The 24839-nt window shown below is 75.3% G+C and carries 25 protein-coding genes; 10 read left to right on the top strand and 15 right to left on the bottom strand.

Features of this window, described 5'->3' with window-relative positions:
* Positions 1–312: 312 nt before the first annotated feature.
* From ACZ6EJ_RS01695 to ACZ6EJ_RS01680, 4 genes are all read right to left on the bottom strand, one after another.
* The gene (locus tag ACZ6EJ_RS01695) at positions 313–1911 is read right to left on the bottom strand and encodes an acyl-CoA carboxylase subunit beta (RefSeq protein WP_469263744.1); all 1599 of its coding nucleotides are present in this window, start codon (positions 1909–1911) and stop codon (positions 313–315) included.
* Positions 1908–3647, bottom strand: coding sequence for an acyclic terpene utilization AtuA family protein (locus ACZ6EJ_RS01690; RefSeq protein ID WP_469263742.1), 1740 nt, complete (start codon positions 3645–3647; stop codon positions 1908–1910). Before ACZ6EJ_RS01690 ends, ACZ6EJ_RS01695 begins: the two co-directional genes overlap by 4 nt.
* Positions 3644–4447, bottom strand: coding sequence for a TIGR03084 family metal-binding protein (locus tag ACZ6EJ_RS01685; protein WP_469263741.1), 804 nt, complete (start codon positions 4445–4447; stop codon positions 3644–3646). Before ACZ6EJ_RS01685 ends, ACZ6EJ_RS01690 begins: the two co-directional genes overlap by 4 nt.
* Positions 4448–5090: 643 nt before the next feature.
* A complete protein-coding gene (locus ACZ6EJ_RS01680) occupies positions 5091–6059 on the bottom strand; it encodes an EamA family transporter (RefSeq protein WP_469263740.1) in 969 nt (322 codons plus the stop codon).
* Positions 6060–6462: 403 nt separating this feature from the next.
* On the opposite strand from ACZ6EJ_RS01680, the gene ACZ6EJ_RS01675 reads away from it, so the two are divergent.
* From ACZ6EJ_RS01675 to serC, 7 genes are all read left to right on the top strand, one after another.
* On the top strand, positions 6463–7962 hold the full coding sequence (locus ACZ6EJ_RS01675) for a sensor histidine kinase (protein ID WP_469263738.1): 1500 nt from the start codon (positions 6463–6465) through the stop codon (positions 7960–7962).
* Positions 7959–8396, top strand: a complete 438-nt coding sequence (locus ACZ6EJ_RS01670; RefSeq protein WP_469263737.1) for a roadblock/LC7 domain-containing protein — start codon at positions 7959–7961, stop codon at positions 8394–8396. The genes ACZ6EJ_RS01675 and ACZ6EJ_RS01670 overlap by 4 nt, the downstream gene beginning before the upstream one ends.
* Positions 8393–8764, top strand: a complete 372-nt coding sequence (locus tag ACZ6EJ_RS01665; protein WP_469263736.1) for a DUF742 domain-containing protein — start codon at positions 8393–8395, stop codon at positions 8762–8764. Before ACZ6EJ_RS01670 ends, ACZ6EJ_RS01665 begins: the two co-directional genes overlap by 4 nt.
* A complete protein-coding gene (locus ACZ6EJ_RS01660) occupies positions 8745–9389 on the top strand; it encodes a GTP-binding protein (RefSeq protein WP_469263734.1) in 645 nt (214 codons plus the stop codon). Before ACZ6EJ_RS01665 ends, ACZ6EJ_RS01660 begins: the two co-directional genes overlap by 20 nt.
* Positions 9386–10648 carry a cytochrome P450 gene (locus ACZ6EJ_RS01655; protein WP_469263732.1) on the top strand — a complete coding sequence of 421 codons (1263 nt, stop codon included), beginning with the start codon at positions 9386–9388 and terminating at the stop codon, positions 10646–10648. Before ACZ6EJ_RS01660 ends, ACZ6EJ_RS01655 begins: the two co-directional genes overlap by 4 nt.
* Complete coding sequence (locus tag ACZ6EJ_RS01650; protein ID WP_469263731.1) at positions 10645–11874, top strand: cytochrome P450 family protein; 1230 nt, start codon at positions 10645–10647, stop codon at positions 11872–11874. The genes ACZ6EJ_RS01655 and ACZ6EJ_RS01650 overlap by 4 nt, the downstream gene beginning before the upstream one ends.
* A gap of 96 nt (positions 11875–11970) precedes the next feature.
* Positions 11971–13089, top strand: coding sequence for a phosphoserine transaminase (gene serC, locus ACZ6EJ_RS01645; RefSeq protein ID WP_469263729.1), 1119 nt, complete (start codon positions 11971–11973; stop codon positions 13087–13089).
* Positions 13090–13350: 261 nt separating this feature from the next.
* Here serC and ACZ6EJ_RS01640 read toward each other — a convergent pair whose 3' ends face one another.
* The 6 genes from ACZ6EJ_RS01640 to ACZ6EJ_RS01615 form a co-directional block, all read right to left on the bottom strand.
* Positions 13351–13764: a DUF4259 domain-containing protein gene (locus tag ACZ6EJ_RS01640; RefSeq protein ID WP_469263728.1), complete on the bottom strand. Its 414-nt coding sequence runs from the start codon at positions 13762–13764 to the stop codon at positions 13351–13353.
* 73 nt (positions 13765–13837) lie between these two features.
* The gene (locus ACZ6EJ_RS01635; RefSeq protein WP_469263727.1) at positions 13838–14293 is read right to left on the bottom strand and encodes an Asp23/Gls24 family envelope stress response protein; all 456 of its coding nucleotides are present in this window, start codon (positions 14291–14293) and stop codon (positions 13838–13840) included.
* 118 nt (positions 14294–14411) lie between these two features.
* On the bottom strand, positions 14412–15080 hold the full coding sequence (locus ACZ6EJ_RS01630) for a class I SAM-dependent methyltransferase (RefSeq protein ID WP_469263725.1): 669 nt from the start codon (positions 15078–15080) through the stop codon (positions 14412–14414).
* A 25-nt stretch (positions 15081–15105) separates the two neighbouring features.
* Complete coding sequence (locus ACZ6EJ_RS01625) at positions 15106–15612, bottom strand: GNAT family N-acetyltransferase (RefSeq protein ID WP_469263723.1); 507 nt, start codon at positions 15610–15612, stop codon at positions 15106–15108.
* A gap of 42 nt (positions 15613–15654) precedes the next feature.
* Positions 15655–16503 (bottom strand): ABC transporter permease, encoded by an 849-nt coding sequence (locus tag ACZ6EJ_RS01620; protein WP_469263722.1) that lies wholly within the window; start codon positions 16501–16503, stop codon positions 15655–15657.
* Positions 16500–17690 carry an ATP-binding cassette domain-containing protein gene (locus ACZ6EJ_RS01615; protein ID WP_469263720.1) on the bottom strand — a complete coding sequence of 397 codons (1191 nt, stop codon included), beginning with the start codon at positions 17688–17690 and terminating at the stop codon, positions 16500–16502. The genes ACZ6EJ_RS01620 and ACZ6EJ_RS01615 overlap by 4 nt, the downstream gene beginning before the upstream one ends.
* A 107-nt stretch (positions 17691–17797) precedes the next feature.
* Here ACZ6EJ_RS01615 and ACZ6EJ_RS01610 point away from each other — a divergent pair, with 107 nt between their 5' ends.
* Both ACZ6EJ_RS01610 and ACZ6EJ_RS01605 read left to right on the top strand, forming a co-directional pair.
* Entirely contained in the window at positions 17798–18625 is an 828-nt protein-coding gene (locus ACZ6EJ_RS01610; RefSeq protein ID WP_469263719.1) for a TetR/AcrR family transcriptional regulator C-terminal domain-containing protein, read from the top strand.
* A 31-nt stretch (positions 18626–18656) separates the two neighbouring features.
* Positions 18657–19058 carry a PPOX class F420-dependent oxidoreductase gene (locus ACZ6EJ_RS01605; RefSeq protein WP_469263717.1) on the top strand — a complete coding sequence of 134 codons (402 nt, stop codon included), beginning with the start codon at positions 18657–18659 and terminating at the stop codon, positions 19056–19058.
* 194 nt (positions 19059–19252) lie between these two features.
* Here the strand turns inward: ACZ6EJ_RS01605 and ACZ6EJ_RS01600 are convergent, their stop codons facing one another.
* Positions 19253–20251, bottom strand: coding sequence for a WD40 repeat domain-containing protein (locus ACZ6EJ_RS01600; RefSeq protein WP_469263715.1), 999 nt, complete (start codon positions 20249–20251; stop codon positions 19253–19255).
* A gap of 58 nt (positions 20252–20309) precedes the next feature.
* On the opposite strand from ACZ6EJ_RS01600, the gene ACZ6EJ_RS01595 reads away from it, so the two are divergent.
* Positions 20310–21020 (top strand): GDSL-type esterase/lipase family protein, encoded by a 711-nt coding sequence (locus tag ACZ6EJ_RS01595; RefSeq protein ID WP_469263714.1) that lies wholly within the window; start codon positions 20310–20312, stop codon positions 21018–21020.
* Between the two features lie 86 nt (positions 21021–21106).
* On the opposite strand, the gene ACZ6EJ_RS01590 is transcribed toward ACZ6EJ_RS01595, so the two are convergent.
* The 4 genes from ACZ6EJ_RS01590 to ACZ6EJ_RS01575 all read right to left on the bottom strand — a co-directional run bounded on the left by ACZ6EJ_RS01590 (position 21107) and on the right by ACZ6EJ_RS01575 (position 24821).
* Positions 21107–21748 carry a TetR/AcrR family transcriptional regulator gene (locus ACZ6EJ_RS01590; protein WP_469263713.1) on the bottom strand — a complete coding sequence of 214 codons (642 nt, stop codon included), beginning with the start codon at positions 21746–21748 and terminating at the stop codon, positions 21107–21109.
* Positions 21749–22015: 267 nt separating this feature from the next.
* Positions 22016–22513: a GerMN domain-containing protein gene (locus ACZ6EJ_RS01585; RefSeq protein ID WP_469263712.1), complete on the bottom strand. Its 498-nt coding sequence runs from the start codon at positions 22511–22513 to the stop codon at positions 22016–22018.
* The gene (locus ACZ6EJ_RS01580) at positions 22510–24036 is read right to left on the bottom strand and encodes an ATP-binding protein (RefSeq protein ID WP_469263711.1); all 1527 of its coding nucleotides are present in this window, start codon (positions 24034–24036) and stop codon (positions 22510–22512) included. The genes ACZ6EJ_RS01585 and ACZ6EJ_RS01580 overlap by 4 nt, the downstream gene beginning before the upstream one ends.
* A 92-nt stretch (positions 24037–24128) precedes the next feature.
* Positions 24129–24821 carry a response regulator transcription factor gene (locus ACZ6EJ_RS01575; RefSeq protein WP_469263709.1) on the bottom strand — a complete coding sequence of 231 codons (693 nt, stop codon included), beginning with the start codon at positions 24819–24821 and terminating at the stop codon, positions 24129–24131.
* Between the last annotated feature and the right edge of the window lie 18 nt (positions 24822–24839).

Below are 24839 nucleotides of genomic sequence, written 5' to 3'. Positions count from 1 at the left end.
GGCGGGGCGGGTGGCCGTCCGCCCTGCGCGGCCCGAGGCGGGGTGGGTGGCTGTCCCGCCTGCGCGTCCGGGACGGGTGGAGTGGGGCGGTGGGGCGGGGCGGGTGGCCGTCCGCCCTGCACGGCCCGAGGCGGGGTGGGTGGCTGTCCCGCCTGCGCGTCCGGGGCGGGTGGTCATGCGGACTGCGCGGCCCGAGGCGGGGTGGGTGGTCGTGCGGCCCGCGCGTCCGGGGGCGGGGCGCGTGGCCGTCCCGCCCGCGCGGCCGGGAGCGGGGCGGGGCCTCCGGAGGGTGGGTCGGGTGGTCATCCGGCCTCACATCCGGAAGACGCCGAAGCCGCCACGGGCGCCCTCGACCGGTGCGGTGTGGATCGCGGACAGGCACATCCCGAGGACGGTCCGGGTGTCGCGCGGGTCGATGACCCCGTCGTCGTACAACCGCCCGGACAGGAACATCGGCAGCGATTCCGCCTCGATCTGCTGCTCCACCATGGCGCGCAGCCCCGCGTCGGCCTCGTCGTCGTAGGGCTGCCCCTTCGCCGCGGCGGAGGCGCGGGCGACGATGGACAGCACCCCGGCGAGCTGCTGCGGGCCCATGACGGCGGACTTGCTGCTCGGCCAGGCGAAGAGGAAGCGGGGGTCGTAGGCGCGGCCGCACATGCCGTAGTGCCCGGCCCCGTAGGAGGCCCCCATCAGCACGGACAGGTGCGGGACCTTGGAGTTCGCCACCGCGTTGATCATCATCGCGCCGTGCTTGATGATGCCGCCCTGCTCGTACTCCTTGCCGACCATGTAGCCGGTGGTGTTGTGGAGGAACAGGAGCGGGATGTCCCGCTGGTTGGCGAGCTGGATGAACTGGGCCGCCTTCTGCGACTCCTCGCTGAACAGCACGCCCTGCGCGTTGGCGAGGATGCCCACCGGATAGCCGTGCAACCGGGCCCACCCGGTGACCAGGCTCGTCCCGTAGAGCGGTTTGAAGGCGTCGAAGTCCGAGCCGTCGACCAGCCGGGCGATGACCTCGCGCGGGTCGAACGGCGCCTTCAGGTCGCCGGGCACGATGCCCAGCAGCTCGTCCTCGTCGTACTTCGGCGGCTCGGCGGGCCCCGGATCGGGGTGCGCCTTGCGCCAGTCGAGCCGGGCGACGATGCGGCGGGCCTGCCGGATCGCGTCGTGCTCGTCGACGGCGAAGTGGTCCGCGAGGCCGGAGGTGCGGGCGTGCATCTCGGCCCCGCCGAGCGACTCGTCGTCGCTCTCCTCGCCGGTGGCCATCTTGACCAGGGGCGGACCGCCGAGGAAGACCTTGGACCGATCCTTGATCATCACGGTGTGGTCGGACATGCCGGGGACGTACGCGCCACCGGCGGTGGAATTGCCGAACACGACCGCCACGGTGGGGATCCGGGCGGCGGAGAGCCGCGTGATGTCGCGGAAGAGCGCCCCGCCGGGGATGAAGATCTCCTTCTGGGACGGCAGGTCGGCCCCGCCCGACTCGACCAGGCTGACGCAGGGCAGCCGGTTGGCGAACGCGATCTCGTTGGCGCGCAGCGCCTTCTTCAGCGTCCACGGGTTCGACGCCCCGCCGCGCACGGTCGGGTCGTTGGCGGTGATCAGGCACTCGACGCCCTCGATCACCCCGATCCCCGTGACGAGCGAGGCCCCCACCGCGTACTCGCTCCCCCAGGCCGCCAGCGGCGACAGCTCCAGGAACGGGGTGTCGGGGTCCACGAGCAGTTCGACGCGCTCCCGCGCCGGGAGCTTGCCGCGCCCGCGGTGCCGGGCCACGTACTTCTCGCCGCCGCCCGCGAGCGCGCGGGCGTGCTCGGCCTCCAGCGCGGCGAGCTTGTCCACCATGGCGGCGCGGTTGGCCGCGTAGTCGGGGCCGGTGGTGTCGAGTCCGGTGGGCAGGACGGTCATACGGTCACCTCCGGGGCGCGGACGGCCTCCAACAGGGGTACGGGTACGGGCAGTCGGCGCGAGCGCAGCCACTCCCCGACGGCCTTCGCCTGCGGGTCGAAGCGGACCTGGGCGGCGACGCCCTCGCCGAGGAGGCCGCGGACGGTGAAGTTCAGGGCCCGCAGGTCGGGCAGCACACAGCGGGCGACGTCCAACGCGGCCGTCTCCGGCAGCAGTTCCTTGAAGCGTTCGACGGTCAGCGTGTGGGCCAGCCACCGCCAGGCGTCGTCGTCGCGCACCCACACGCCCACGTTGGCGTCGCCGCCCTTGTCGCCGCTGCGGGCTCCCGCGATCCGCCCGAGCGGGGCGTCGCGCGTGGGCCCCTCCGGGTACGGCGGCGGCAGCGGCGGCTCCTCCAGCAGGGCCAACTCCCGTGTGACGGAGGGAATGCCGATGATCTCCCGCTCCCCGTCCGGCAGGACCGCGACGTGCTCGACGTCCCCGGCCGGTACGTGCAGGGCCTCGAACACCCCGTAGGGCGCGCCCTTTCCCGGCGGGGCGGTGACGTGGAAGCCGGGGTAGCTGCCGAGGGCCAGTTCCACGGCGGCCCCCGAGACGGCCCGGCCGACCGCCTCGGCGTCCCGGTCGCGGACGGTGAGCCGCAGCAGCGCGCTGGCCCGCTCCTCGGTGTCGGCGTCGGGGTGGTCGGTGCGGGACAGCTCCCAGCGCACCTCGTCCGGCGGCCGCCCCCCGGAGTGCTCCAGCGCGTCGGCGAACTGCCCCCGCACCAGGCGGGCCTTGGCCTCGACGTCGAGTCCGGTGAGGACGAAGACGACCTCGTTGCGCCAGCCGCCCAGCCGGGTGAGCCCGGCCTTGAGCGTGGGCGGCGGGGCCTCGCCGCGCACCCCGTCGATCCGGACCCGGTCCGGGCCGTCCTGGGTGAGCCGAACGGTGTCGAGGCGGGCGGTGACGTCGGGGCCCGCGTACCGGGCGCCGCCGGTCTCGTACAGGAGTTGGGCGGTGACGGTGCCGACGTCGACGACCCCGCCCGTACCGTCGTGCTTGGTGATCACCGAGGATCCGTCGGCGTGGATCTCGGCCAGCGGGAAGCCGGGGCGGCGGACGTCGTGCTCGCCGAAGAACGCGTAGTTGCCGCCGGTCGCCTGGGTCCCGCACTCCAGGACGTGCCCGGCGACGACGGCCCCCGCGAGCGCGTCCAGGTCGTCCGGCCCCCAGCCGAAGTGGGCGGCGGCGGGCCCGGTGACCAGGGCGGCGTCGGTGACCCGGCCGGTGACGACGACGTCGGCCCCGGCCCGCAGGCAGGCGGCGATGCCGCCGCCGCCGAGGTAGGCGTTGGCGGTCAGGAACCCGTCCGGCACGGGGAGGGCGTCGCCCTCGACATGGGCGACGCGCACCGGGACCCCCAGCCCGGCGGCCAACTTCCTCACGGCGGCGGCGAGTCCGGCCGGGTTGAGGCCGCCCGCGTTGGCCACGATCCTCACCCCGCGCTCGTGGGCGAGCCCCAACGCCTCCTCCAACTGCCGCAGGAAGGTGGAGGCGTACCCCTTCTCCGGGTCCTTGAGGCGGGAGCGGCCGAGGATGAGCATGGTGAGTTCGGCGAGGTAGTCGCCGGTGAGGACGTCGAGGGGGCCGCCGGTCAGCATCTCGCGCATGGCGTCGAAGCGGTCGCCGTAGAAGCCGGAGGCGTTGCCGATCCGCAGCGGGGCCCGGTCGTCGGGCCGCCGGGGGGCGGTCACCGGGCGGCCTGCCCGGTGCGGGGCGGGCGGCCCGGCCCCGGTGGGCCGGCGAACGCCTGGGCGAGGTCGAGCCACCGGTCCGCCTCGGGCCCCACGGCGGTGAGGACGAGGTCGGCGCGGTGCGCGCGCCGGGTGACCAGGAGGCAGAAGTCGAGGAGCGGGCCGGTGACGCGCTGGGCGGCGCCCTCGGGCCCGTACGCGACGGTCCCGCCCTCGGGGGTGCGCAGTTCGACGCGGAACTCCTCGTCGGGCGGGGTGAGGCCGTGCACCCCGTAGGCGTAGTCGCGGGCCCGGACGCCGATCCGCGCCACGTGGCGCAGCCGGGCGGTGGGGGCGCGGACCGCGCCCAGGGCGTCCGCGACGTCCTGGCCGTGCGCCCAGGTCTCCATGAGCCGGGCGGTCGCCAGGGACGCCACGCTCATCGGCGGCCCGTACCAGGGGATGCGGGTGCCCTCCGGGGCCGTGCGCAGCGCGGTGTCGAGCCGCCGCCGCCCGGTGCGCCACCACGCCAGCAGGGCGTCCGGGGCGAGGTCGGCGACCAGCGCCTCCGCGCCCGCGTCGACGAAGGACTCCGGGTCGGCCAGGGCGCGGGCCACCTCGTCACCGAACCGCTCGGGCGCTGTGGCGGCCACGAGGGCGACCTCGTCGGTCCAGGCGAGGTGGGCGATCTGGTGGGCGACGGTCCACCGGTCGGCGGGCGTCGGCCGCCGCCACTCCTCGGGGTCCAGCGCACCGACCAGAGCGTCGAGTGCGTCGCTCTCCTCGCGCAGATCGTCGATCACGGCTATGGCAGCGGGCACGTGCGCTCCCCTCGGGACCGGGTGTGGTGCCCAGGAGCATGGCAGCGCACCGAGAAACAATCAAGCACGCTTGCATGATTTTATGACCGCTGCGGATGAGGGGGCGGGAGGGGGTCGTGGGGCGGTGCGGGGAGGGGGCTGGCACGCGGGCGTACGCGGGGCGGTGGCGGGCGCGGGCGCGTACGGCGAGAGGCGCGGGCGCACGACCGGGGCGGGTGCACGCGTAGGCGGGAGGCGCGGGCGTACGGCGGAAGGCGCGGACGCACGACCGGGACGGGTGCGCGCGTACGGCGGAAGGCACGGGCGCACGACCGGGACGGGTGCGCGCGTACGGCGGAAGGCACGGGCGCACGACCGGGACGGGTGCGCGCGTACGGCGAGAGGCGCGGGCGCACGACCGGGGCGGGTGCGCGCGTACGGCGGGAGGCGCGGACGCACGACCGGGGCGGGTGCGCGCGTAGGCGGGAGGCGCGGGCCGGCGTACGGGCGGGAGGCGCGGGCGTACGGCGGACCGTCGGCCCGGACCCACGCGAGGCGGCGGACCGTCGGCCCGGACCCACGCGAGGCGGCGGACCGTCGGCCCGGACCCACGCGAGGCGGCGGGCCGACCGCGCCCGGCCGGGTGCGGCAAGGGCCCGGCCCCTCACTTCTCGCGCGGCGCCCCCGACCGGCCGCGCACCGCGCCGATGCTCGCCCCGATGACCAGGGCGATGGCGAGGGCGTCCGTGGTGGACAGGGCCTGGTCCAGGACGAGGAAGCCCGCGGCGGCCGCGATCGCCGGCTCCAGGCTCATCATCACGGCGAACGTGGAGGCGGGCAGGCGGCGCAGCGCCATCAGCTCCAGGGTGTACGGGAGGACGGAGCTGAGGACCGCCACCGCCGCTCCGAGCGCCAGGGTGGAGGGGACCGCGAGCTTCGCCCCGGACTCCAGCAGGCCCAGGGGCAGCGAGAGGGCCGCGGCGACGACCATCGCCAGGGCCAGCCCGTCCGCCTGCGGGAAGCGGCGGCCGGTGCGGGCGCTGAAGACGATGTACGCGGCCCACATCGCCCCGGCCCCCAGGGCGTACGCCGCGCCGACCGGGTCCAGGCGGTCGAAGCCGCCGCCGCCGAGCAGGACGACGCCGACGAGGGCGAGCCCGGCCCACACCACGTTGACCAGGCGGCGGGAGGCGACCACCGAGAGGACGAGCGGGCCGAGCACCTCCAGGGTGACGGCGATGCCGAGCGGGATGCGGTCCAGCGCCTGGTAGAAGAGCGTGTTCATGCCGCCCATCGCCACGCCGAAGGCGGCCACCGTCCCCCAGTCGGCGCGCGAGTGGCCGCGCAGGGTGGGGCGGCACACCACCAGCAGGATCAGCGCGGCGGCCACCAGGCGCAGGGTGACGACGCCCAGCGCCCCGGCCTTCGGCATCAGCAGCGCCGCGACGGCCGAGCCGAACTGGACGGACAGGCCGCCGGCGACCACCAGCGCCACCGGGACCAGCGCCGCGCGGCGGCCCGCGCCGGGGCGCCCGCCGCCCGTGCCCTCGGCGGCCCCTGTCAGCGCCGCCGCCGCTTCGGGGACGGCGACGGCTGCGGCGGCCGGCTCGGCGGCGCTGCGCTGGTCGTTCACGGGGGGCCTCCGGTGGGGCGGGGACGGGACGGGGTGACGGCGCGGAACCGCGGAGCCGTCGGGGCGAGGAGCGCCACGCTATCGGCCGCGCGGACGCGGGGCGAACCCCGTCCACCGGGCCGGACCGGGAGGGCGGGCCGCCCGGCGGTCGCCGCCGTACGGCCGAGGAGGTCCCTGCCGACCGGTCCTATGAACTCTTGGGATGCACACGGATAAATAGAGGTAAGAAGGGCAAAAAAGCCCACAAGATCTTCCCAAACAGACCGTCAAGTCTCCTATAGTGACCAAGACTTGAGCAGGAATTATCAGCTCCAGTTATCACTTTAGTACACCCTTGTGGAGAACTGTCCCGTTTGTCCGGTCCCGTTCGTCCCACCCCGCCGTCCGCCACCGAGGACTCCGATTGCGCCCCTCACACCGGCCCACCGCACTCGCCCTGCTGCTCTCGGCAGCCGTCACCGGCACGTCGGCCCTGTGGGCCGCCGCCGTGGCCCCCGACACGGTACGGACCCCGCTGGCGTGGGGAGCGGGCGTCGCCGCCGTACTGCTGAGCGTCAGCGTGGCCGTCACCGTCCACACCCTGGGGACCGCCCGTGCGCTGCGCACCGTGCGGGCCGAGGAGGCGCAGCGGTTCACCGCCGAGACCTCCCGCCTGGTCTCCGCCTCCGCCGCCGAGGCCCAGCGGTTCACCGCCGAGACCGCCCGGATCAAGGCCGCCGCCTCCGCCGAGACCGCGCGGGTCGCCGCCGCGGCCCGCGCCGACAACGAGCGGATCAGCGCGGAGGCCGCCGCCGAGCAGGCCCGCCTCAAGGCCACCATCAAGGCGCTCACCACCCGCGCCACCCGCGCCGAGGCCGAGCGCTCCGCCGCCGTCGCCGCCTGCGCCAACGCGGCCGGCCGGATGCAGGCCCTGGCCACCGGCATGTTGGCCGACCTGCGGGAGATGGAGCACCGGCACACCGACGAGGCCGTCCTCGCGGACCTGCTGCACCTGGACCACCGCACCGCCCAGGCGGGCCGGCTCGCGGACTCCATCGCCGTGCTGACCGGGGCCCGCTCGGGCCGGCGCTGGGCCAAGCCGATCGTCATGGAGTCGATCCTGCGCGGCGCGATGGGCCGCATCGGCAGCTACCAGCGGGTCCGCCTCCACTCCACCAGCGACGTCGCCATCGCCGGCCACGCGGCCGAGGGCGTCATGCACGCGCTCGCGGAGATCCTCGACAACGCCGCCAACTTCTCCCCGCCCACCGCCGAGGTCCACGTGTACGTGGAGGAGGTCCCGGCGGGCATCGTCATCACCGTCGAGGACAGCGGGCTGGTCATGAGCGAGGTGCAGTTGCGCCGCGCCGAGAAGGCCGTGTCCGCCGAGAACCAGGACCTGACCACCCTGTCCGGCACCCGGCTCGGCCTCGCCGTCGTCGGCCGCCTGGCCCGCAAGCACGGCCTGACCGTCTCCTTCCGGCCGTCCGCCCGCGGCGGCACCGGCGCCCTGATGATGCTCCCGCAGGAGCTGATCGCCCGCGCGGCCACCCCCGTCCCGGCCCCGGCGGCCCTCCCCGCCGCGGAGCCGGAGCCCTCGCACACCACGGCAGACCGCCAGGACTCCGCCGAAGCCGCCCCCGCGGCCCGGTCCGTCCCCGACCCCGACCCGGCGCCGCGGCCCACGGCGGGCGAGTCGGAGTCCACCGGCTCCGTGCCCGTGATCGGCGAGAGCGGCCTCCCCAAGCGCCGCCGCGGCCGCACCCTGGCCGCCGCCGAGTCCCGCAACGGCAACGCCACCCCCGGCGGAACCGAATCCCCCCGCGCCCGTACCACCGACCCGAAGGTCCAGGCAGCCCGCTTCAGCACCTTCAGCAGGGCGGTACGAGCCAACTCCCCGCACCCGGAAGGCAACCCCCGATGACCGCGACCACCGACGAGAAGCTCAACTGGCTGCTGGAGGGGCTGCTCGACCGCACCCCCGGCGCCCGCCACGCCCTCGTCCTGTCCCGTGACGGCCTCAAGCTGTGCCGCACCCCCGAGCTCTCCGTCGACCAGGCCGACCAGTTGGCCGCGATCTCCGCCGGAATCCAGAGCCTGTCGCACGGGGCGTCCATCGAGTTCGGCGACGGCACCGGCGGCGTACGGTCCGCGATGACCGAGTTCTACGGCGGCGTCCTGTTCATCGTCGAGGCGGGCGCGGGCGCGCACCTGGCCGTCGTCGCCGACGAGGACTCCGACGTCGGCCTCGTCGGCCACAACATGAGCGAGCTGGTCGAGCAGCTCGGGGAACACCTCGTCGCCCCGCCGCGCGAGCCGGCCGACGGCTCGGCCGCGGCGGAAACCTCGTCCGTATGACGACGGCGCCCCGACCCCGTCCGGGCCGCGACGACGACCCCGACCGGCTCTACACCCTCACCGGGGGCCGCGTCCGGTCCGACTCGGCCGCCTTCGACCTGGTGACGCTCGTCGTCGCCGAGTGCGCCCCGGCCCCCGGTATGCAGTCGGAGCACGTCGCGATCCTGCGCATGTGCGAGGGCCCCACCGCCGTCGTCGAGATCGCCGCCGGCCTGAAACTGCCGGTGAGCATCGTCCGCATCATGCTGTGCGACCTGCTCGACACCGGTCGGATCAGCGCCCGCCACCCCCGTACAGCCCGTGTCGCGGACCGGCTCCCCGACCCCGACATCCTGGAACAGGTGCTCGTTGGACTCCGCAACCTCTGACCGCGCCGCCCTGAGCGCGACGGCCGACAACGGACTCAAGATCGTTGTCGTCGGCGGCTTCGGCGTCGGCAAGACCACCATGGTCCGATCCGTGAGCGAGATCCGTCCGCTCAACACGGAGGAGACCATGACCCGTGCGGGCGAGGCCGTCGACCACCTCGACGGCGTCCAGGCCAAGTCGTCCACCACCGTGGCGTTCGACTTCGGCCGCATCACCCTCGACGCACGCTCCGTGCTCTACCTCTTCGGCGCGCCCGGACAGGAGCGCTTCTGGTTCCTGTGGGACCGGCTGTTCTCCGGCACGCTCGGCGCGGTCGTCCTCGTCGACACCCGCCGGCTCGCCGACTCCTGGTACGCGATCGACCGCCTGGAGCACCACGGCACCCCGTTCATCGTGGCGTGCAACGACTTCGGCGGCCCGCTCCACACCGAGCAGCAGATCCGCGAGGCGCTGGACCTCTCGCCGGACGTGCCGCTCGTGGAGTGCGACGCGCGCGACCGCTCCTCCAGCAAGTACGTGCTCATCACGCTCGTCGAACACCTCGCCGCGCTGTCGGCCGCCCGCCTCCGCACCCCCGAGGCGGCGCTCGCCGCGGCCGGACCGACCCCGGAGCCCGCCCCGTGACCACTGCCCCCGGCTGCCCCGTCGCCCACGGAGCCGTGCCCCTGTCCGGGCCCCGCTTCCAGAACGACCCGCTCCAGCTCTACCGGGACATGCGCCGCGACCACGGCGCGGTCGCCCCCGTCGTGCTCGACGGCGACGTGCCCGCCTGGCTGGTCCTCGGCTACCGCGAACTCCACCAGGTCACCGGCGACCCCGTGCTCTTCAGCCGGGACTCCGAGCTGTGGAACCAGTGGGACCGCATCCCGGACGACTGGCCCCTGCTGCCGATGATCGGGCGCAAGCAGCCCTCGATCCTCTACACCGTCGGCGAACGGCACAGCGTCCGCGCCATGATGATCAGCAACGCGCTGGAGGGCGTCGACCCGTTCGCCCTGAAGCGGTACGCGGAGGAGTTCGCGGACGAGCTGATCGACCGGTTCTGCACCACGGGCTCGGTCGACATCATCGCGGAGTACGCCAGCCTGCTGCCCGCCCTCGTCCTCGCCAAGATCTACGGCTTCCCCGACGAGAGCGCCCACCTGCTCGTCGCCGCGCTCAACGACATGATCGACGGCCGGGAGCGGGCCCTCGCCGGGCAGCAGCACCTGGCCGGCTCGATGTTCCAACTCCTGGTCGACCGGCGCGCCGAGCCGGGCGACGACGTCGCCAGCCGGATGCTCGCCGACCCCGGCGGCTTCACCGACGAGGAGATCGTCCAGGACCTCATGGTCATGATGGCGGCCGGGCACCAGCCGACCGCCGACTGGATGGGCAACTCGCTGCGCCTGATGCTCACCGACGACCGCTTCGCCGCCTCCCTCTCCGGCGGCCGGCACAGCGTCGCGGAGGCGATGAACGAGGTCCTCTGGGAGGACACCCCCACCCAGAACGTGGCCGGACGCTGGGCCGCCCGCGACACCCACCTCGGCGGCCGCCACATCCGCGCCGGCGACCTGCTGCTCCTGGGCCTCGCCGCCGCCAACGGCGACCCGCAGATCCGGACCCACGCCTCGGCGCTGACCGGCGGCAACAACGCCTTCCTCTCCTTCGGCCACGGCGAGCACCGCTGCCCCTTCCCGGCCCAGGAGACCGCCGAGGTCATCGCCCGTACGGGGATCGAGGTCCTGCTCGACCGGCTGCCGGACGTGGACCTCGCCGTCCCCGCCGAACAGCTCACCCGCCGCCCGTCCCCGTGGTTGCGCGGGCTCACGGACCTGCCGGTGCTCTTCACGCCCACGCCCGCCCTCGGTAGACCCGGAAGCCTCGGAGGACCCGCATGACCCGCATCGCGCTCGACCCCTTCGTCGCCGACCTGGACGCGGAGAGCGCCGCGCTGTGGGCGGCCGGTCCGCTGGCCGAGGTGGAGCTGCCGGGCGGGGTGCCCGTCTACGCCGTCACCCGCCACGCGGAGGCGCGGGCCCTGCTCACCGACGCCCGCGTGGTCAAGGACATCAACGTCTGGACCGCCTGGCAGCGCGGCGGGATACCGCGGGACTGGGCCCTGATCGGCCTGGTCAATCCGGGCCGCTCGATGCTGACGGTCGACGGCGCCGACCACCGCCGGCTGCGCACCCTGGTGGCGCAGGCGCTCACGGCCCGGCGGGTGGAGCGGCTGCGGGCGGGCATCGAGGCGCTGACGGCGGCGAGCCTGGACCGGCTGGCAGCCCTGCCCGCGGACCGGCCGGTGGACCTGAAGGCGGAGTTCGCCTACCCGCTGCCGATGAACGTGATCAGCGAGCTGATGGGCGTGGACGCGGCGGACCACCCGCGGCTGAAGGAGCTGTTCGAGAAGTTCTTCTCGACGCTGACCCCGCCCCAGGAGGTCCCGCAGGTCATGGCGGACCTCGCGGCCCTGTTCACGAAGATCGTCGAGGGCAAGCGGGCCCACCCCGGCGACGACCTGACGAGCGCGCTCATCGCGGCGTCCGAGGACGGCGACCACCTCACCGACGAGGAGATCGTCAACACGCTGCAACTGATCATCGCCGCCGGCCACGAGACCACGATCAGCCTGATCGTCAACGCCGTGACCGCGCTCCAGACCCACCCCGAGCAGCGCGAGCGGGTGCTGAGGGGCGAGATCCCGTGGGAGGGCGTGATCGAGGAGACCCTGCGCTGGAACTCCCCCACCTCCCACGTCCTGATCCGCTTCGCCACCGAGGACGTCGAGGTCGGCGACAAGGTGCTCCCGAAGGGCGAGGGGCTGATCGTCTCGTTCCGGGCGCTCGGCCGGGACGAGACGCAGCACGGCCCCTCGGCGGCCGAATTCGACGCCGCCCGCACCCCCAACCGCCACATCGCCTTCGGCCACGGCCCGCACGTCTGCCCCGGCGCGGCGCTCTCCCGGCTGGAGGCGGGCATCGCCCTGCCCGCGCTGTACGGGCGGTTCCCCGAGCTGGAGTTGGCGGTGCCGGCCGCCGAGCTGCGCAACAAGCCGATCGTGACGCAGAACGACCTGCACGAGCTGCCGGTGCGCCTGGGCCGCCCGGCCGGGGGCGGCGCCTGACCGCGCCCCTGCGGGGCCGTCCACGGGTCGGAGCGCGCGTCTCACCGGACGGACACGGTTGCTGGGCCGTGCCGTCGAGGGACTACGCTCCGACCCGTGGCCGACATCCAGATTCCCGCTGACATCAAGCCCGCAGACGGACGCTTCGGCGCCGGTCCCTCCAAGGTGCGGACGGAGGCGCTCGACGCGCTGGCCGCCACCGGCGCCTCCCTCCTCGGCACCTCCCACCGCCAGGCTCCGGTCAAGAACCTGGTCGGTGAGGTGCGCGAGGGCGTGCGCGCCCTCTTCTCCCTCCCCGAGGGATACGAGGTCGTCCTCGGCAACGGCGGCTCCACCGCCTTCTGGGACATCGCGACGCACGGGCTGATCGAGACGAAGTCCCAGCACCTGAGCTTCGGCGAGTTCTCCTCCAAGTTCGCCAAGGCCGCGAAGCTCGCGCCCTGGCTCTCGGACCCGACCGTCATCGCCTCCGACCCCGGCACCCACCCGGAGCCGCGCGCCGAGGCGGGCGTCGACGTCTACGCCCTCACCCACAACGAGACCTCCACGGGCGTGGCGGCCCCCGTCCGGCGGGTCGCCGGCGCCGACGAGGGCGCCCTCGTCCTGGTGGACGCCACCTCCGGCGCGGGCGGCCTGCCCGTCGACATCACCGAGAGCGACGTCTACTACTTCGCTCCGCAGAAGTCGTTCGCCTCGGACGGCGGCCTGTGGATCGGCGTGTTCTCCCCCGCCGCCCTGGAGCGCGCCGCCCGCGTCCACGCCTCCGGCCGCCACGTCCCGGAGTTCTTCTCGCTGCCGACGGCGATCGACAACTCGCTGAAGAACCAGACGTACAACACCCCGTCGCTGGCCACCCTCTTCCTGCTGAACGAGCAGCTCCGGTGGATCAACTCCCAGGGCGGCCTGGACTTCGCCACCGGCCGCACGGCCGCCTCGTCCGCCCACCTCTACGGCTGGGCCGACAAGTCCGCGTACGCCACGCCCTTCGTCACCGACCCGGCGCAGCGCTCGCAGGTCATCGGCACGATCGACTTCGCGGACGGGATCGACGCGGCGGCCGTCGCGAAGGCGCTGCGCGCCAACGGCATCGTGGACACCGAGCCGTACCGCAAGCTGGGCCGCAACCAGTTGCGGGTGGCGATGTTCCCGGCCATCGACCCGGCGGACGTCGAGGCGCTGACCGCCTGCGTCGACCACGTCATCGAGAAGCTGTAACGCACGGCTCCGCCCGCGGAGGAACGGCCCGGCACCGCTTCGGCGCGCCGGGCCGTTCCCGTTCCCGTCACGCCGGGACCGGCACCCGGCGGGGTGGCATGGCCAAGGGCGCGCTCCCGGCCGGGACGGTCCTCCGACGATGCTCTCGGCACCAGCCCTTCCAGGAGGCCCCCCTTCCCGCGTCCCTCGGCGCGGAGGCCGCGCCGGACGTCGCCGAGCCGGTGCGGGCGGGGCGCCCCGGCGCTGCCCCGGCCCGCCCGCTCACTGCTCGGTCGCGCCCGCCAGCACCGCGCGCAGGGCGGCTATGCCGGCCAGCCACTCCTGATCCGCCCCGGCCTCGGCCCACAGCTCCAGCGGGCCCGTGTTCTCCGCGGTGAGGCGGTCCAGCGCGCGGACCGCCAGCGGGCGCAGGTCGGCGGGGAGCGGCGGGACGGGGTCCTTCGGGCCGTACGGGGTGGTGACGGGCTCGCCGCCGGGGCACTGGGCGGCGACCAGGGCGGCGGCCGCGACCGCCTCCTCCCCGTCGTCCACGTACTCCCGAGGGGCCGCGTCCGCGACGGCGCTCAGCGCGTCCCGCAGAACGTCCGCCTTCCGCTCCGCCGGCGCGCTGTCCACCCGTCCGCCGAAGTCGGCGGCGATGTCGTTGTCGAAGTGGCCGATGTCCCAGGCTCCCATGGGGGTTCCTCTCGGTGTGCCGCGATGGTCCCCCCATCCTCGCGGCCACCACTGACAGTCGGCCCGAGCCGGCTCACCGCACGCGGGAGCCTCCGCTTCCCTGGCCGTCCTCGTCCTCGTCCTCGTCGTCGCCCGGAAGGTGGACGTCGAAGACGTTGATGTTGATCTCCACGACCTCCAGTCCGGTCATCGACTCGACGGCGTCCGCGGCGTTGCTCCGGATGCGCTCGGCGAGTTCGTGGATCGGCACGCCGTACTCCACCGCCACGTCGACGTCGATCGCGGTCTGCTTCTCGCCCACTTCCACCTTGACCGAGCGCCCGGCGCCGGACGATCCGGACACCCGGTCCGTGACCGCGCCCAACGCCCTCGACGCGCCCTTGCCCACGGCGTGGACGCCGTCGGTCTCCCGGATCGCGATCCCGGCGATGGTGGCCACCACGTTGTCCGCGATGGTCGTCGTGCCGCGTCCGCCTGCCCCTTCCGTACCACCGCGCTTCGTCGTGCTTCCGCCTTGGTTGTCGACCATGTCCGCCTCACAGGGAGTCGTCTCGGAGTCGTCTCCACGAGCGGCGTGCCCGCCCGTGCGGGGTCCCCCGTCCAGGGTGCTCCCGCCCGCCGCCGCCCGCCATTCGGGCGGGGGCGGGTCAGTCCGCGGCCGGCCTGCGGGCCAGGACGAAGCCCTGGGGCGCGCGTTCCGGGTGGGGCCCGTCCGCCTCCCGCTCGCGCCGCACCCGCGACCGGACCTCCAGGCCCGCGTCCGCCAGCAGTTCGGCCACCTCGTCCACCTGCCGCCGGTGGAAGACGAGGGAGACCGGCCGGCCCAGCGCCTCGGTCAGGCGCAACGGCTCGTCCCCGACCTGGAAGCCGAGCAGCACGGGCGCGCCGGGCGCCAGGACGCGGCGGAACTCGGCGAACGCGCGCGGGAGTTCGTCGTCGGTGACGTGGATGGTGGAGTACCAGGCGAGCAGCCCGCCCAAGGAGGCGTCCGGCTGGTCGATGGCGAGCATGGACCCCTCGTCGAACCGCGGCCCCGGATGGTCCCGCCGGGCCGCGGCCAGCATCCCCGGCGAGGGGTCGATGCCGAACACGTCCAGACCCAGGCCGAGTCCGCGCAGATACGCGGTGACGCGCCCGGCGCCGCAGCCGACGTCGGCCACCGGGAGCCCGCCCCCGTCCGCCGCCGCGTGCTCGGCGAACGCGGTCAACAGGGCCCGTTCCAGGGGCTTGGCGGCCAGTTCGTCGCGGGTCCAGTCGGCGTAGCCGGTGGCGATGGCGTCGTACGAGGCACGGGTGGCGGCTGCGTGTTCGGTCATGGTCCGCCACCCTAGGGGCCGCCGTTCAGCGGGCGCCGAGCACCCACCGCTCCTCGCCGTCGTGCCGCTCCCCGGTCGGCGCGAGGCCCGCCGCCGCGGCCACCGCGGCGGACGCGGCGTGGGCGGGGTGGACGTGGGCGACGAGCGTGTGGACGCCCCCGGCCGACGCCAGGTGCGCGGCGAGGCCCCGCGCCGCCTCCCGCGCGTACCCCCGGCCCTGCCACGGGGCGCCGACCACCCAGGCGATCTCGGCCCGGTCGCCGCGTACGGTCGCCTGCACGTATCCGGCGAGGCGGCCGTCCGCGCGGATGCGGAGCACCCAGTTCCACCACCGTTCCGCCGGGTCCGGCGAACCGGCCGTCTGGCGCGCGTACCGGGCCCGCAGCCCGTCCGGGTCCGGGGGGCCGCCGCCGGTGAACGCGTACAGCGCCGGGTCCGCGAGGACGGCGGCCATCTCGTCGGCGTACGCCGGATCGAGGGGGAGCGCGTCGAGGCGGGCGGTGGCGAAGGGCGGGGGCCCGAGGGTCGGCATGGGCCCCGACCCTACGCGCCCCGCGCGCCGCTCCCCGGCCGGTCACCGGCTCAGGCGCTGGAAGCGGCGGACCGCCAGGGGCAGGCAGACCAGCGTGATGACCGCGGGCCAGACCAGGGCCATCAGCAGGGCGTGCTCCTCCACCCAGGTGCCGCCGCCGGCCACCGGGTTGCCGAACAGCGCGCGGGTGGCCGTCGCGGTCGAGGAGACCGGGTTCCAGGCGGCGACCGTGCCGAGCCAGCCGGGCATCAGCGAGGGCGCGACCAGGGTGCTGGAGACCATGGTGACGGGGAAGGCGATCGCGTACAGGCCGCCCGCCGCCTGGGCGTCGGGGACCATGAGGCCGAGCCAGACGCCCACCCAGATCAGGCTGAACCGGAGCAGCAGGAGCAGCCCGAACGCCCCCAGCGCGGCCCCCGTCCCGCCGTCCGCGCGCCAGCCGACGGCCAGCGCGGTCAGGGCGAGGACGGCCAGCTCGGCGGCGGCGACCACGAGGTCCGCGAGCCCGCGCCCGGAGGCGACGGCGGAGGGGGCCATCGGCATGGACCGGAAGCGGTCGATGACGCCCTTGCCCGCGTCGGTGACGACGGCCACCGCGGTGTTCATGAAGCCCATCGTCATGGTGGTGGCGAACATGCCGGGCATCAGGAACTCCCGGTAGTCGCCGCCGCCGGGCACCCGCATCGCGCTGCCGAAGACGTAGGCGTACAGCAGGACGGAGAGGATCGGGAAGCCGAGCTGCCAGACGATGGCGGAGGGCCGGCGCCGGTAGTGGGTGAGGGTGCGCCGGGCGACGTTCCAGCAGTCGGCCAGCGCCCAGTAGGCGCGGCCGTGCTCCGGCGCGGGGACGGCGGTGCGCGCGCGGGGGCGGGCGTCCGGAATCGTGGTCATGCGGCGGCCTCCTCGGACGCGGCGGGGTTCTGGGGGCGGGGGTGGGTGTCGTTCTCCGTACGGGGCTGGGCGGGGGGCTGCGTACCGGGCCGGGCGGGGGCCCGCGTACCGGGCCGGGCGGAGTCGGTCTCCGTACCGGTCCGGGCGGGGTCGGTCCCCGTACCGGGCCGGGCGGGGTCGCCCTCCCCGTGCGGCCCGGCCGGGTCGTCGTCGGGGTCGTGGCCCGTCCCGCGGCCGGTCAGCCGCAGGAAGACGTCGTCCAGGCTCGGCCGGCGCAGCCCGATGTCCTCCACCGCGATCCCCTCGTCCTGGAGGCTCCGGGCCACCTGGGTCAGGGCCGCCACCCGGTCCGCGACCTGGGCGTGCACCCGGCGGGTGGGGGCGTCGGTGACCACGAGCCCACCGCCGGCCACCCGGTCGACGGTCCGCGCCACCGCCGCGAGGTCGCCCGCGTCGGCGGCCACCACTTCGATCCGGTCGCCGCCGATCCGGTCCTTCAGCTCGTCGGGGGTGGCGTCGGCGATGGCCCGGCCGCGGTCGATGACGGTGATGCGGTGGGCGAGGCGGTCGGCCTCCTCCAGGTACTGCGTGGTCAGCAGCACCGTCGTGCCGTCCGCCACCAGGCCCCGGACCGCGTCCCAGACCTCGTTCCGGGCGCGCGGGTCGAGCCCGGTCGTCGGCTCGTCGAGGAAGAGGACGTCCGGCGCGAGGATCATGGAGGCGGCGAGGTCGAGCCGGCGCCGCATCCCGCCGCTGTACCCCTCGACGCCCCGGTCGGCTGCCTCGACCAGGTCGAACCGCTCCAGCAGCTCGGCGGCCCGCCGCCGGGCCCGCTGGGCGCCGAGGTGGAAGAGGCGGCCGAACATCTCCAGGTTCTGCCGCCCGGTGAGGCCCTCGTCGACGGCGGCGTACTGGCCGGCGAGCCCGATCCGGGCGCGGACCCGGCGCGGCTCGCGGCCCACGTCGATCCCGGCCACCTCCACCCGGCCCCCGTCGAACCGCAGCAGGGTCGCCAGGACCCGCACGGCGGTGGTCTTCCCGGCGCCGTTCGGCCCGAGGAGGCCGTGCACGGCGCCGGGGCGGACGGCGAGGTCGAATCCGTCCAGGGCGCGCTTCCCGCCGCCGCCCTTCTCCCGGTACCGCTTGACGACGCCCTCCGCGAGCACCGCGTATCCGGTTGCGGACATGGCACGACCCCCTGTCTCCCGACGCGCGGACCGCGCCAACTGAGTACACCGTACTCGATAATGGGTACGGTGTACTCGGTTTCTGCCCGGCCCCGTACGCTGGAGCCATGACGAACGACGGAACGGCAGCGGGACCTGCGGGCGGCGCCCCGAGCGCGAAGGCGGCGGACGGGGCGGCCACCGGGAGCGGCGACATCGCGCGCAGCCTGGAGCTGCTGTGGGGCACCGGCGAACGCCCCAGCCGCGGCCCCAAGCCGGGGCTCACCCTGGACCGGATCGTCGCGGCGGCCGTCGCCGTCGCGGACGCGGAGGGGCTGCCCGCCGTCTCGATGCGCCGGCTCTCCACCGAGCTGGGAGCGGGCACGATGTCGCTCTACCGGTACGTCCCCGGCAAGGCGGAGCTGCTGGACCTGATGCTCGACCGGGTGCTGGGCGAACCGCTGTCGGACGACCCGGCCGACGTGCCCGACGACTGGCGGGCCGCGATCGACCGGATGGCCCGCGAGTACCGGGACAACCTGCACCGCCACCCCTGGCTGCTCAAGATCAACCAGGCCCGCACGGTGCTCGGCCCCAGCGCCCTGCGCGGCCTCGAACGGGCCCTCACCGGGTTGCGCGGCATGGGGCTGCGGGACCCCGAGCTGATCGGCGTGATCATCACGGTCAACAGCTTCGTCGAGGGCCTGGCCCGGACCCACGGCGACGCCGCCGAGGCGGTGCGGCAGACCGGGCTGAGCGACCGGGAGTTCTGGGAGCGCCAGCAGCCCTACCTGGAGCGGGCCATGCTCAGCGGCGCGTACCCGGTGATGGCGGGCATGTCCGAGGACACGTTCAGCGCCGACTTCGACCACTTCGCGTTCGGCCTCGGGCGGCTGGTCGCCGGTTTCGAGGCGCTGGTCGAGGAACGCGCCCGCGAGCGCGGCGACCGGAGGTGACAGCGCCCGTGCCGCGTGCCCCAATGGAGGTATGGACGCCAGCGCGGAGCTCGCTCCGTTCGTCAGGCAGTACACCGTCCTGCTGAGCACCCGCCGGCAGGACGGGAGCCCGGTCGGCACGCCGGTCAACATCGCCGTCGAGGGCGATCACGCGTTCATCCGGACGTTCGCCTCGGCCTGGAAGGTCGAGCGGATGCGCAACCACCCGCGGGTGGAGATCGCCCCCTGCACGGTCCGGGGCAGACCCACCGGACCGCGGATCGGGGCACACGCCCGGCTGCTGCGGCCGGGCACGGCGGAGGACACGCACGCGGCCCGGATGCTGTCGCGCAAGCACCCCGTCGTGCAGGGCGTCCTCGTCCCGCTCGCGCACCGGCTGAAGCGGGACCGGACGCTGCACTACGAGCTGTGGCCGGTCACGGACGACGACTGACCCCGTCCCCGGTACGGGATCGAGGGGCCGGCACGGGACCGGGGGGCCGGCACGGGACCGAGGGGCCGGCACGGGACCGAGGGGCCGGCACGGGACCGAGGGGCCGGCACGGGACCGAGGGGCCGGAACCGGACCGGAGGCCGGAACCGGACCGGAGGCCGGAACGGGACCGGGCCCGCCCCCCGCCCCCGTGCTCACCCCCGGCGGCGCCGCCTCAGCGCGAACCAGAGCACGGCCACCCCCGCGACGACCGCCGCGCCCGTCGCCGCGCCGCTCCGGCCGCCCTCGTCGCCGCCGTCCTGCCCACCGCCGCCGGACGAGGCGCCGCCGCCCCCGCCGGAGCCCGAGCCGCCCGCCGCCTCGACCCGGACCACGTCGCTCTGCTCGCCCTCGGAGCCGAACATCAGGGCCGAGCCGTCCGCCGTGAACGCCACCGACTCCGCCTGCGGCTGCAACGGGGCGGAGACCGACCGGTCCGCGCCGAGGCGGCCGCCGGCGAAGGCGTACTCGCGGGCGCTGAAGTACGAGCGCAGGACCAGCCGGGTCCCGTCCGGCGAGAACGTCCCGTCCGTCACCCAGGGCACCTCGCCCACCCGCCGGAACACGTTCGTGGAGCCCGCGGACAGCTTCGCGGGCCCCTCGTAGAGGCCGCCGCCGTCCTCGTTCTTCGAGGCGATGTAGACGCGGCCGGTCTTCGGGTGGACCATCAGCGCCTCGGCGTCGCGGGGCCCGTCCGCGTACTCCACGTCGTACTGGACCGCCGTGACCGTCGCGTCGCGCAGGGTCTTCGGCTCGGGGAAGCGGTAGATCCAGACGTGGTCCCAGGTGCCGTTCAGGTTGTCGCCGATGTCCCCGACGTAGAGGTCCCCGTCCGGCCCGACGGAGACGGCCTCGACGTCGCGCGGCTGCCCCACCCCCTTCATGGTGATCGTGGCGACGGTCTTCCCGGTGCGGGAGTCGACGGCGTAGACGGAGGGGCCGTCGTCGCTGTCGTTGTGCGTCCAGTAGACGCCGGGGTGGGCGCGGCTGGCGGCGAGGCCGCTGGACTCGGTGATACGGGGGTCCTCGATCGTGAAGTCACGGTCGGGCCGGCCGTCCTCGGCCGCGGCCGGGCCGCCGCCCGCGAGCAGCGACAGGGAGGCGGCGAGCACAGCGGCGGCGGAGACCGCCGGGCCAGTCAGATACGAACGCATGGCCCAAGTGTCCACCGTCACGTCGCAGGCCGGAGACGGGATCGGCCATGATGGCGCCATGCGTTTTCTCTTCGTCGGCGACTCCATGACGATCGGGCGCGCCGGCGACTTCACCTGGCGTTACCGCATGTGGCAGCACCTGGAGTCGTTCCCCGGCCACCCGTACGAGATCGTCGGCCCCCGCTCGGGCCTGTACGACGCCGAGGCCGACGCCCCGCTCTCCGAGGCGTACGCCGACCCCGCCTTCCCCGCCCCGGCCCGCCGCCACCTGGCCGGCTGGGGCGAGGGGTGGCTGCACATGGCCCCGGTGATCGCGGACGCGGTGCGCGGGAGCCGCGCGGACGTCCTGCTCGTCTCGCTCGGGCTGATAGACCTCGGCTTCTACACCGACCCCGAGCAGACGGCCGCCAACGCCCGCGCGTTCGTCGCGGCGGCGCGCACCGCCAACCCGCGCGTGCGGATGGTGCTGATGCCGGTCATCCCCAACGTCCGGGCCGAGACGGACGCCCCCTTCGCCGCCTCCTGCGCGCACTTCAACGAGCTGCTGGCCAAGGCCGTCGCCGACCTGGACACCGCCGCCTCGCCCCTGCTGCTGGCCTCGCCGCCGCCGGGGTACGACCTCGGCGCGGACACCTACGACGGCACGCACCCCGGCCCGTCCGGCGAACACCGGCTCGCCGCCGCCTTCGCCGACGCGATGCACGAGGCGTGGTCCCTCGGCGGCCCCTACGCCCGGCGGGCGGCGCTTCCGCTGACCCTGTCGGCCTGAGCGCCCGACGCCACCCCGACCGAGCGCCCGACGCGGCCGCCGCCCCACCGCCCGGCGCGACCCTCACCGCGCGGACGGCGCTCCCCTCACTCCGCGCCCGGCGCCCCGAGCATCGACAGGGCGAGCTGCGTCAGCTCCCCGGAGACCTCGCCGGGGCGGGCGCGGCGGCAGCGGCGGGTGTGGTGGGCCATCAGCTCGTGGACCGTGCCGACCATGACCATGACGTCGACCCGGTAGTCCCGGTCCTCCGCCTCGCCCCGCTCCACCGCGCGCTCGGTCTCCCCGGTCAGGAACTCCGTCCACAGGGCCCGCCAGAGCTTGCAGTGCTCGTCGACCACCGCGCTCACGCCCAGCACCTCGACGAAGGTCACCCGCGCCTCGCGGGGGTCGCGGGTGACGGCCTCCACGTACGCGTCGAACAGCCGCCGCACCCGGTCCGCGATCGAGTACGCCTCGATGTCCTCGGAGAGCAGGGCGCTCTCCGCGGCCCGCAGCCCGGTCGTGGTGACCCGGTTGTGGAGGGCGATGAGCAGCCCCTCGCGGGAGCCGTACTCCTGGCGCAGGACCTCGACCGGCACCCCGGCCGCCGCGCACACGTCCTGTTCGGAGGTCTCCCGGTAGCCGTAGACGCCGAACAACTCCCTGGCCGCCTCCAGAAGCTGCTCCCGCGCCTGCGCGCGGGCGACGTCTCCGGGCCCGGTCCGCTGAACCGTCCAGCTCTCCGCCACCGGTCCTCCTTGAGCGCAAGGTGCGGGAGAGGGGCCTGCGCACCTCTGCACGAACCGCCGCCCCATTGTGCTCGCCCGCCGACGCCAGGACCGCCACGCCACACCCGTACGGGCGAACGCCCCCACGCGGAAACGCTTCTTCTTCGCGCGGCCCCCGACCGGCCCCGCGAACGGGCCGGTCGGCGGGGTCCCACCGGCCGCGGGGCCGACACCAGTTCGGCGGGTCACCGCCGGGGCGGTGCGTACGGGCCCGGCGGCTCCCCCGCCTCAGCCGTCGAGGAACTCCGCGCACCGGAACGGCCCCAGCGGCGGGCCCTCGGCCGGCCGCACGGTCACCTCGACGTCGTCCGCCCGCACCGCCGGCTCCCGCACGGACTGGAAGCTCGCCAGCGTGCACACCAGTTGGCCGGTGGCCTGGTCGCGCGCCGACGCCCAGTAGGGGCCCTCCAGGCGCACCGTGACACGGGTCCCGTCCCCGGTCACCGCGTAGCCGCCGGCGCTGTGCACCAGCGTGGTCAGCCCCTCGGCCCGCTCGGCGGGCGCGGGCCCCTGGGCGAGCAGCTTGAACACGATGTCCAGGTCGGTCACCTCCCGGTCGAGCAGGGGGACGGCCCGCGGCCCGCCGGCGGACGCGAAGTACAGCCGCGCCCCGCGCGTCAGCCCGGACGCCGGCTCCCCCGCGTCCACCACCCCCGTCGGCTGGACCCCGCACCCCGCGAGGGACACCCCCAGCGCGGCGGCCGCGACTGCCCGTCCGCTCCTCATCCCTCCCCCTCCTCGTCCCGCCGCAGGGGCAGCCGCAGCGTGAACACCGCGCCGCCTCCCGGCCGTTCGTCCACCTCGATCGTGCCGCCGTGCAGCCGCGCGTTCTCCAGCGCGATCGCCGTGCCGAGACCGCTGCCCTGGCCCGTCTCCCCGCCCGCGCCCGATCCGCGGGCGTCGGCGCTGCGGGTGCGGGCCGCGTCCGCCTTGTAGAACCGGTCGAAGACCCGTTCGCGGGCCTCCGGCGGCAGTCCGGGGCCGCGGTCGGCGACGGCCAGCGCCACCCGCTCCGCCCCGTCCGCCGCACGGTCCGTGCTCAGGGTCACGGTCACCGGCGGGGCCCCGTGCCGCAGCGCGTTGCCCACCAGGTTGGCCACGACCACGTCGACGCGGCGGCGGTCGACCACCGCCCGGACGCCCTCGGGCAGGACCGTCTCCACCCGGTCCGTCCAGCCGCGCAGCGCCAGCGAGGCCCGTACGGCGTCCGCGAGGTCGGTGGCGGCGGCGTTCAGCCGGACGGCCCCGGCGTCGAAGCGGGAGATCTCCATCAACTCCTCGACCAGCCGGGACAACCGGGCCGTCTCCGCGCCGACGGTCCGGGCCGCGCGGGCGGTGTCCGGCGGCAGTTGGTCCGCGTCCTCCTCCAGGACGGTCGCCACCATCGTCATCGCCGCCAGCGGCGTGCGCAGTTCGTGCGACACGTCCGCCACGAAGCGGCGCGCCTTCGCCTCCTGCTCGCGCAACTCCGCGTCGGAGGACTGGAGGGCGTCGGCGGTCTCGTTGAACGTACGGGCCAGCTCGGCGAGTTCGTCGTGGCCGGTGACGGCGACCCGGCTGCCGAGGTCGCCGGCGGCCAGCTCGCGGGTGGCCCGGCCCAGCTTCCGCACCGGGCGCAGGACCGTGCCCGCGGCCAGCAGGGCGAGGACGGCGGCCAGCCCCACCACCGGCACGATGCCCGCGCGCACGGAGTCCAGCAGGGCGGCGGTGTCGTCGCGCTCGGCCCGCAGGTCCGCGATGGCGAAGACCTCCAGCCCCGAGGTGCGGCGGTCCCCGTCGTCGTACGTCACGGGCGTCCCGACGACGAGGTACGGCTCGCCGCGCCACATCACCCGCTGGAACCGGGCCCCCTCCCCCGCCCGCACGGCGGCGCGCAGTTCGGGCGTGATCCGGCCCCCCGTCTCGGCGTACCCGTCGGAGACCGCCGACAGGTCCTCGTAGCGGGCGACCACCACGCGCCCGCCGACGCCCTCGGAGACCTTCGCCGCGAACCGGGCCAACGACCGCTGGTCCGGCGGCGTCTCGAAGTCGGCGGCGACCGCCGTGACCCGCTCGCGCAGGTCGTCCACGGCGGTGTTCTGGGTGCGCTGGAGGACGGCGGTGCGGGCGTCCCGGTAGGCGAGGGCGGTCGCGGTCACCGCGCTCACGAGCGCCACCAGGACGAAGGTGACGACCAGCCGGACGCGCAGCCCGCCGGTGAACCGCCGGGCGCGCCGACCGGCCGCACCCGGACCCGTGCGCCCCGCCACGCCCTTTCCCGTGCGCCCCGCCGCGGCCTTCCCCGTACGTCCCGCCGGGGCCTCGTCCTCCGTACGCCCCGGCGCGGCCCCGCCCGTACGCCTCACAGCGGCCCGAAGCGGTAGCCGAAGCCCCGCACGGTCTGGACGTACCGGGGGCGGGCCGGCACGTCCTCGATCTTCGCCCGCAGCCGCCCGACCGCCGCGTCCACCAGCCGCGAGTCCCCGAGGAAGGTGTGGTCCCACACCGAGGCGAGGAGCTGTTCGCGGCTGAGGACCCGGCCGGGGGAGGCCGACAGCTCCAGCAGCAGGCGCAGTTCGGTGGGCGGCAGCGGGATGAGCCGTCCGTGCTTGGCGACGGTCAGCCCGGCCCGGTCGATCACCAGCCCGGCGTGGTCGGGGGCCGGGCCCTGCCGCACGGAGGGCTCCGCGCGCCGCAGGGCGGCCCGGATGCGGGCCTCCAGGACGGGCGCGGTGACCGGCTTGACCACGTAGTCGTCGGCCCCCGCCTCCAACCCGGTCACGACGTCCGCGTCATCGCCCCGCGCGGTGAGCATGATGACGGGCAGGGTCGCCGAACGGGCCCGGATGCGGCGGCACACCTCGAAGCCGTCCATGCCGGGCAGCATCAGGTCCAGCACGGCCAGTTCGATCCGCGCGCCCCGCGCCCCGGCCAGCAGGGCCAGGGCCTGTTCGCCGGTGGCGGCGGTGTCCACGCCGTACCCGTGCCGGCGCAGCACGAGCTCCATCCCGTCCCGTACGGACGCGTCGTCCTCGATGAGCAGCACATGGGGCATGGGGCCGATTATGTGCGC

Source organism: Streptomyces sp. NPDC041970 (assembly GCF_055588985.1).
The sequence above is the reverse complement of the archived record's forward strand: the minus strand, read 5'-3'. Positions and strand labels throughout refer to the sequence as shown.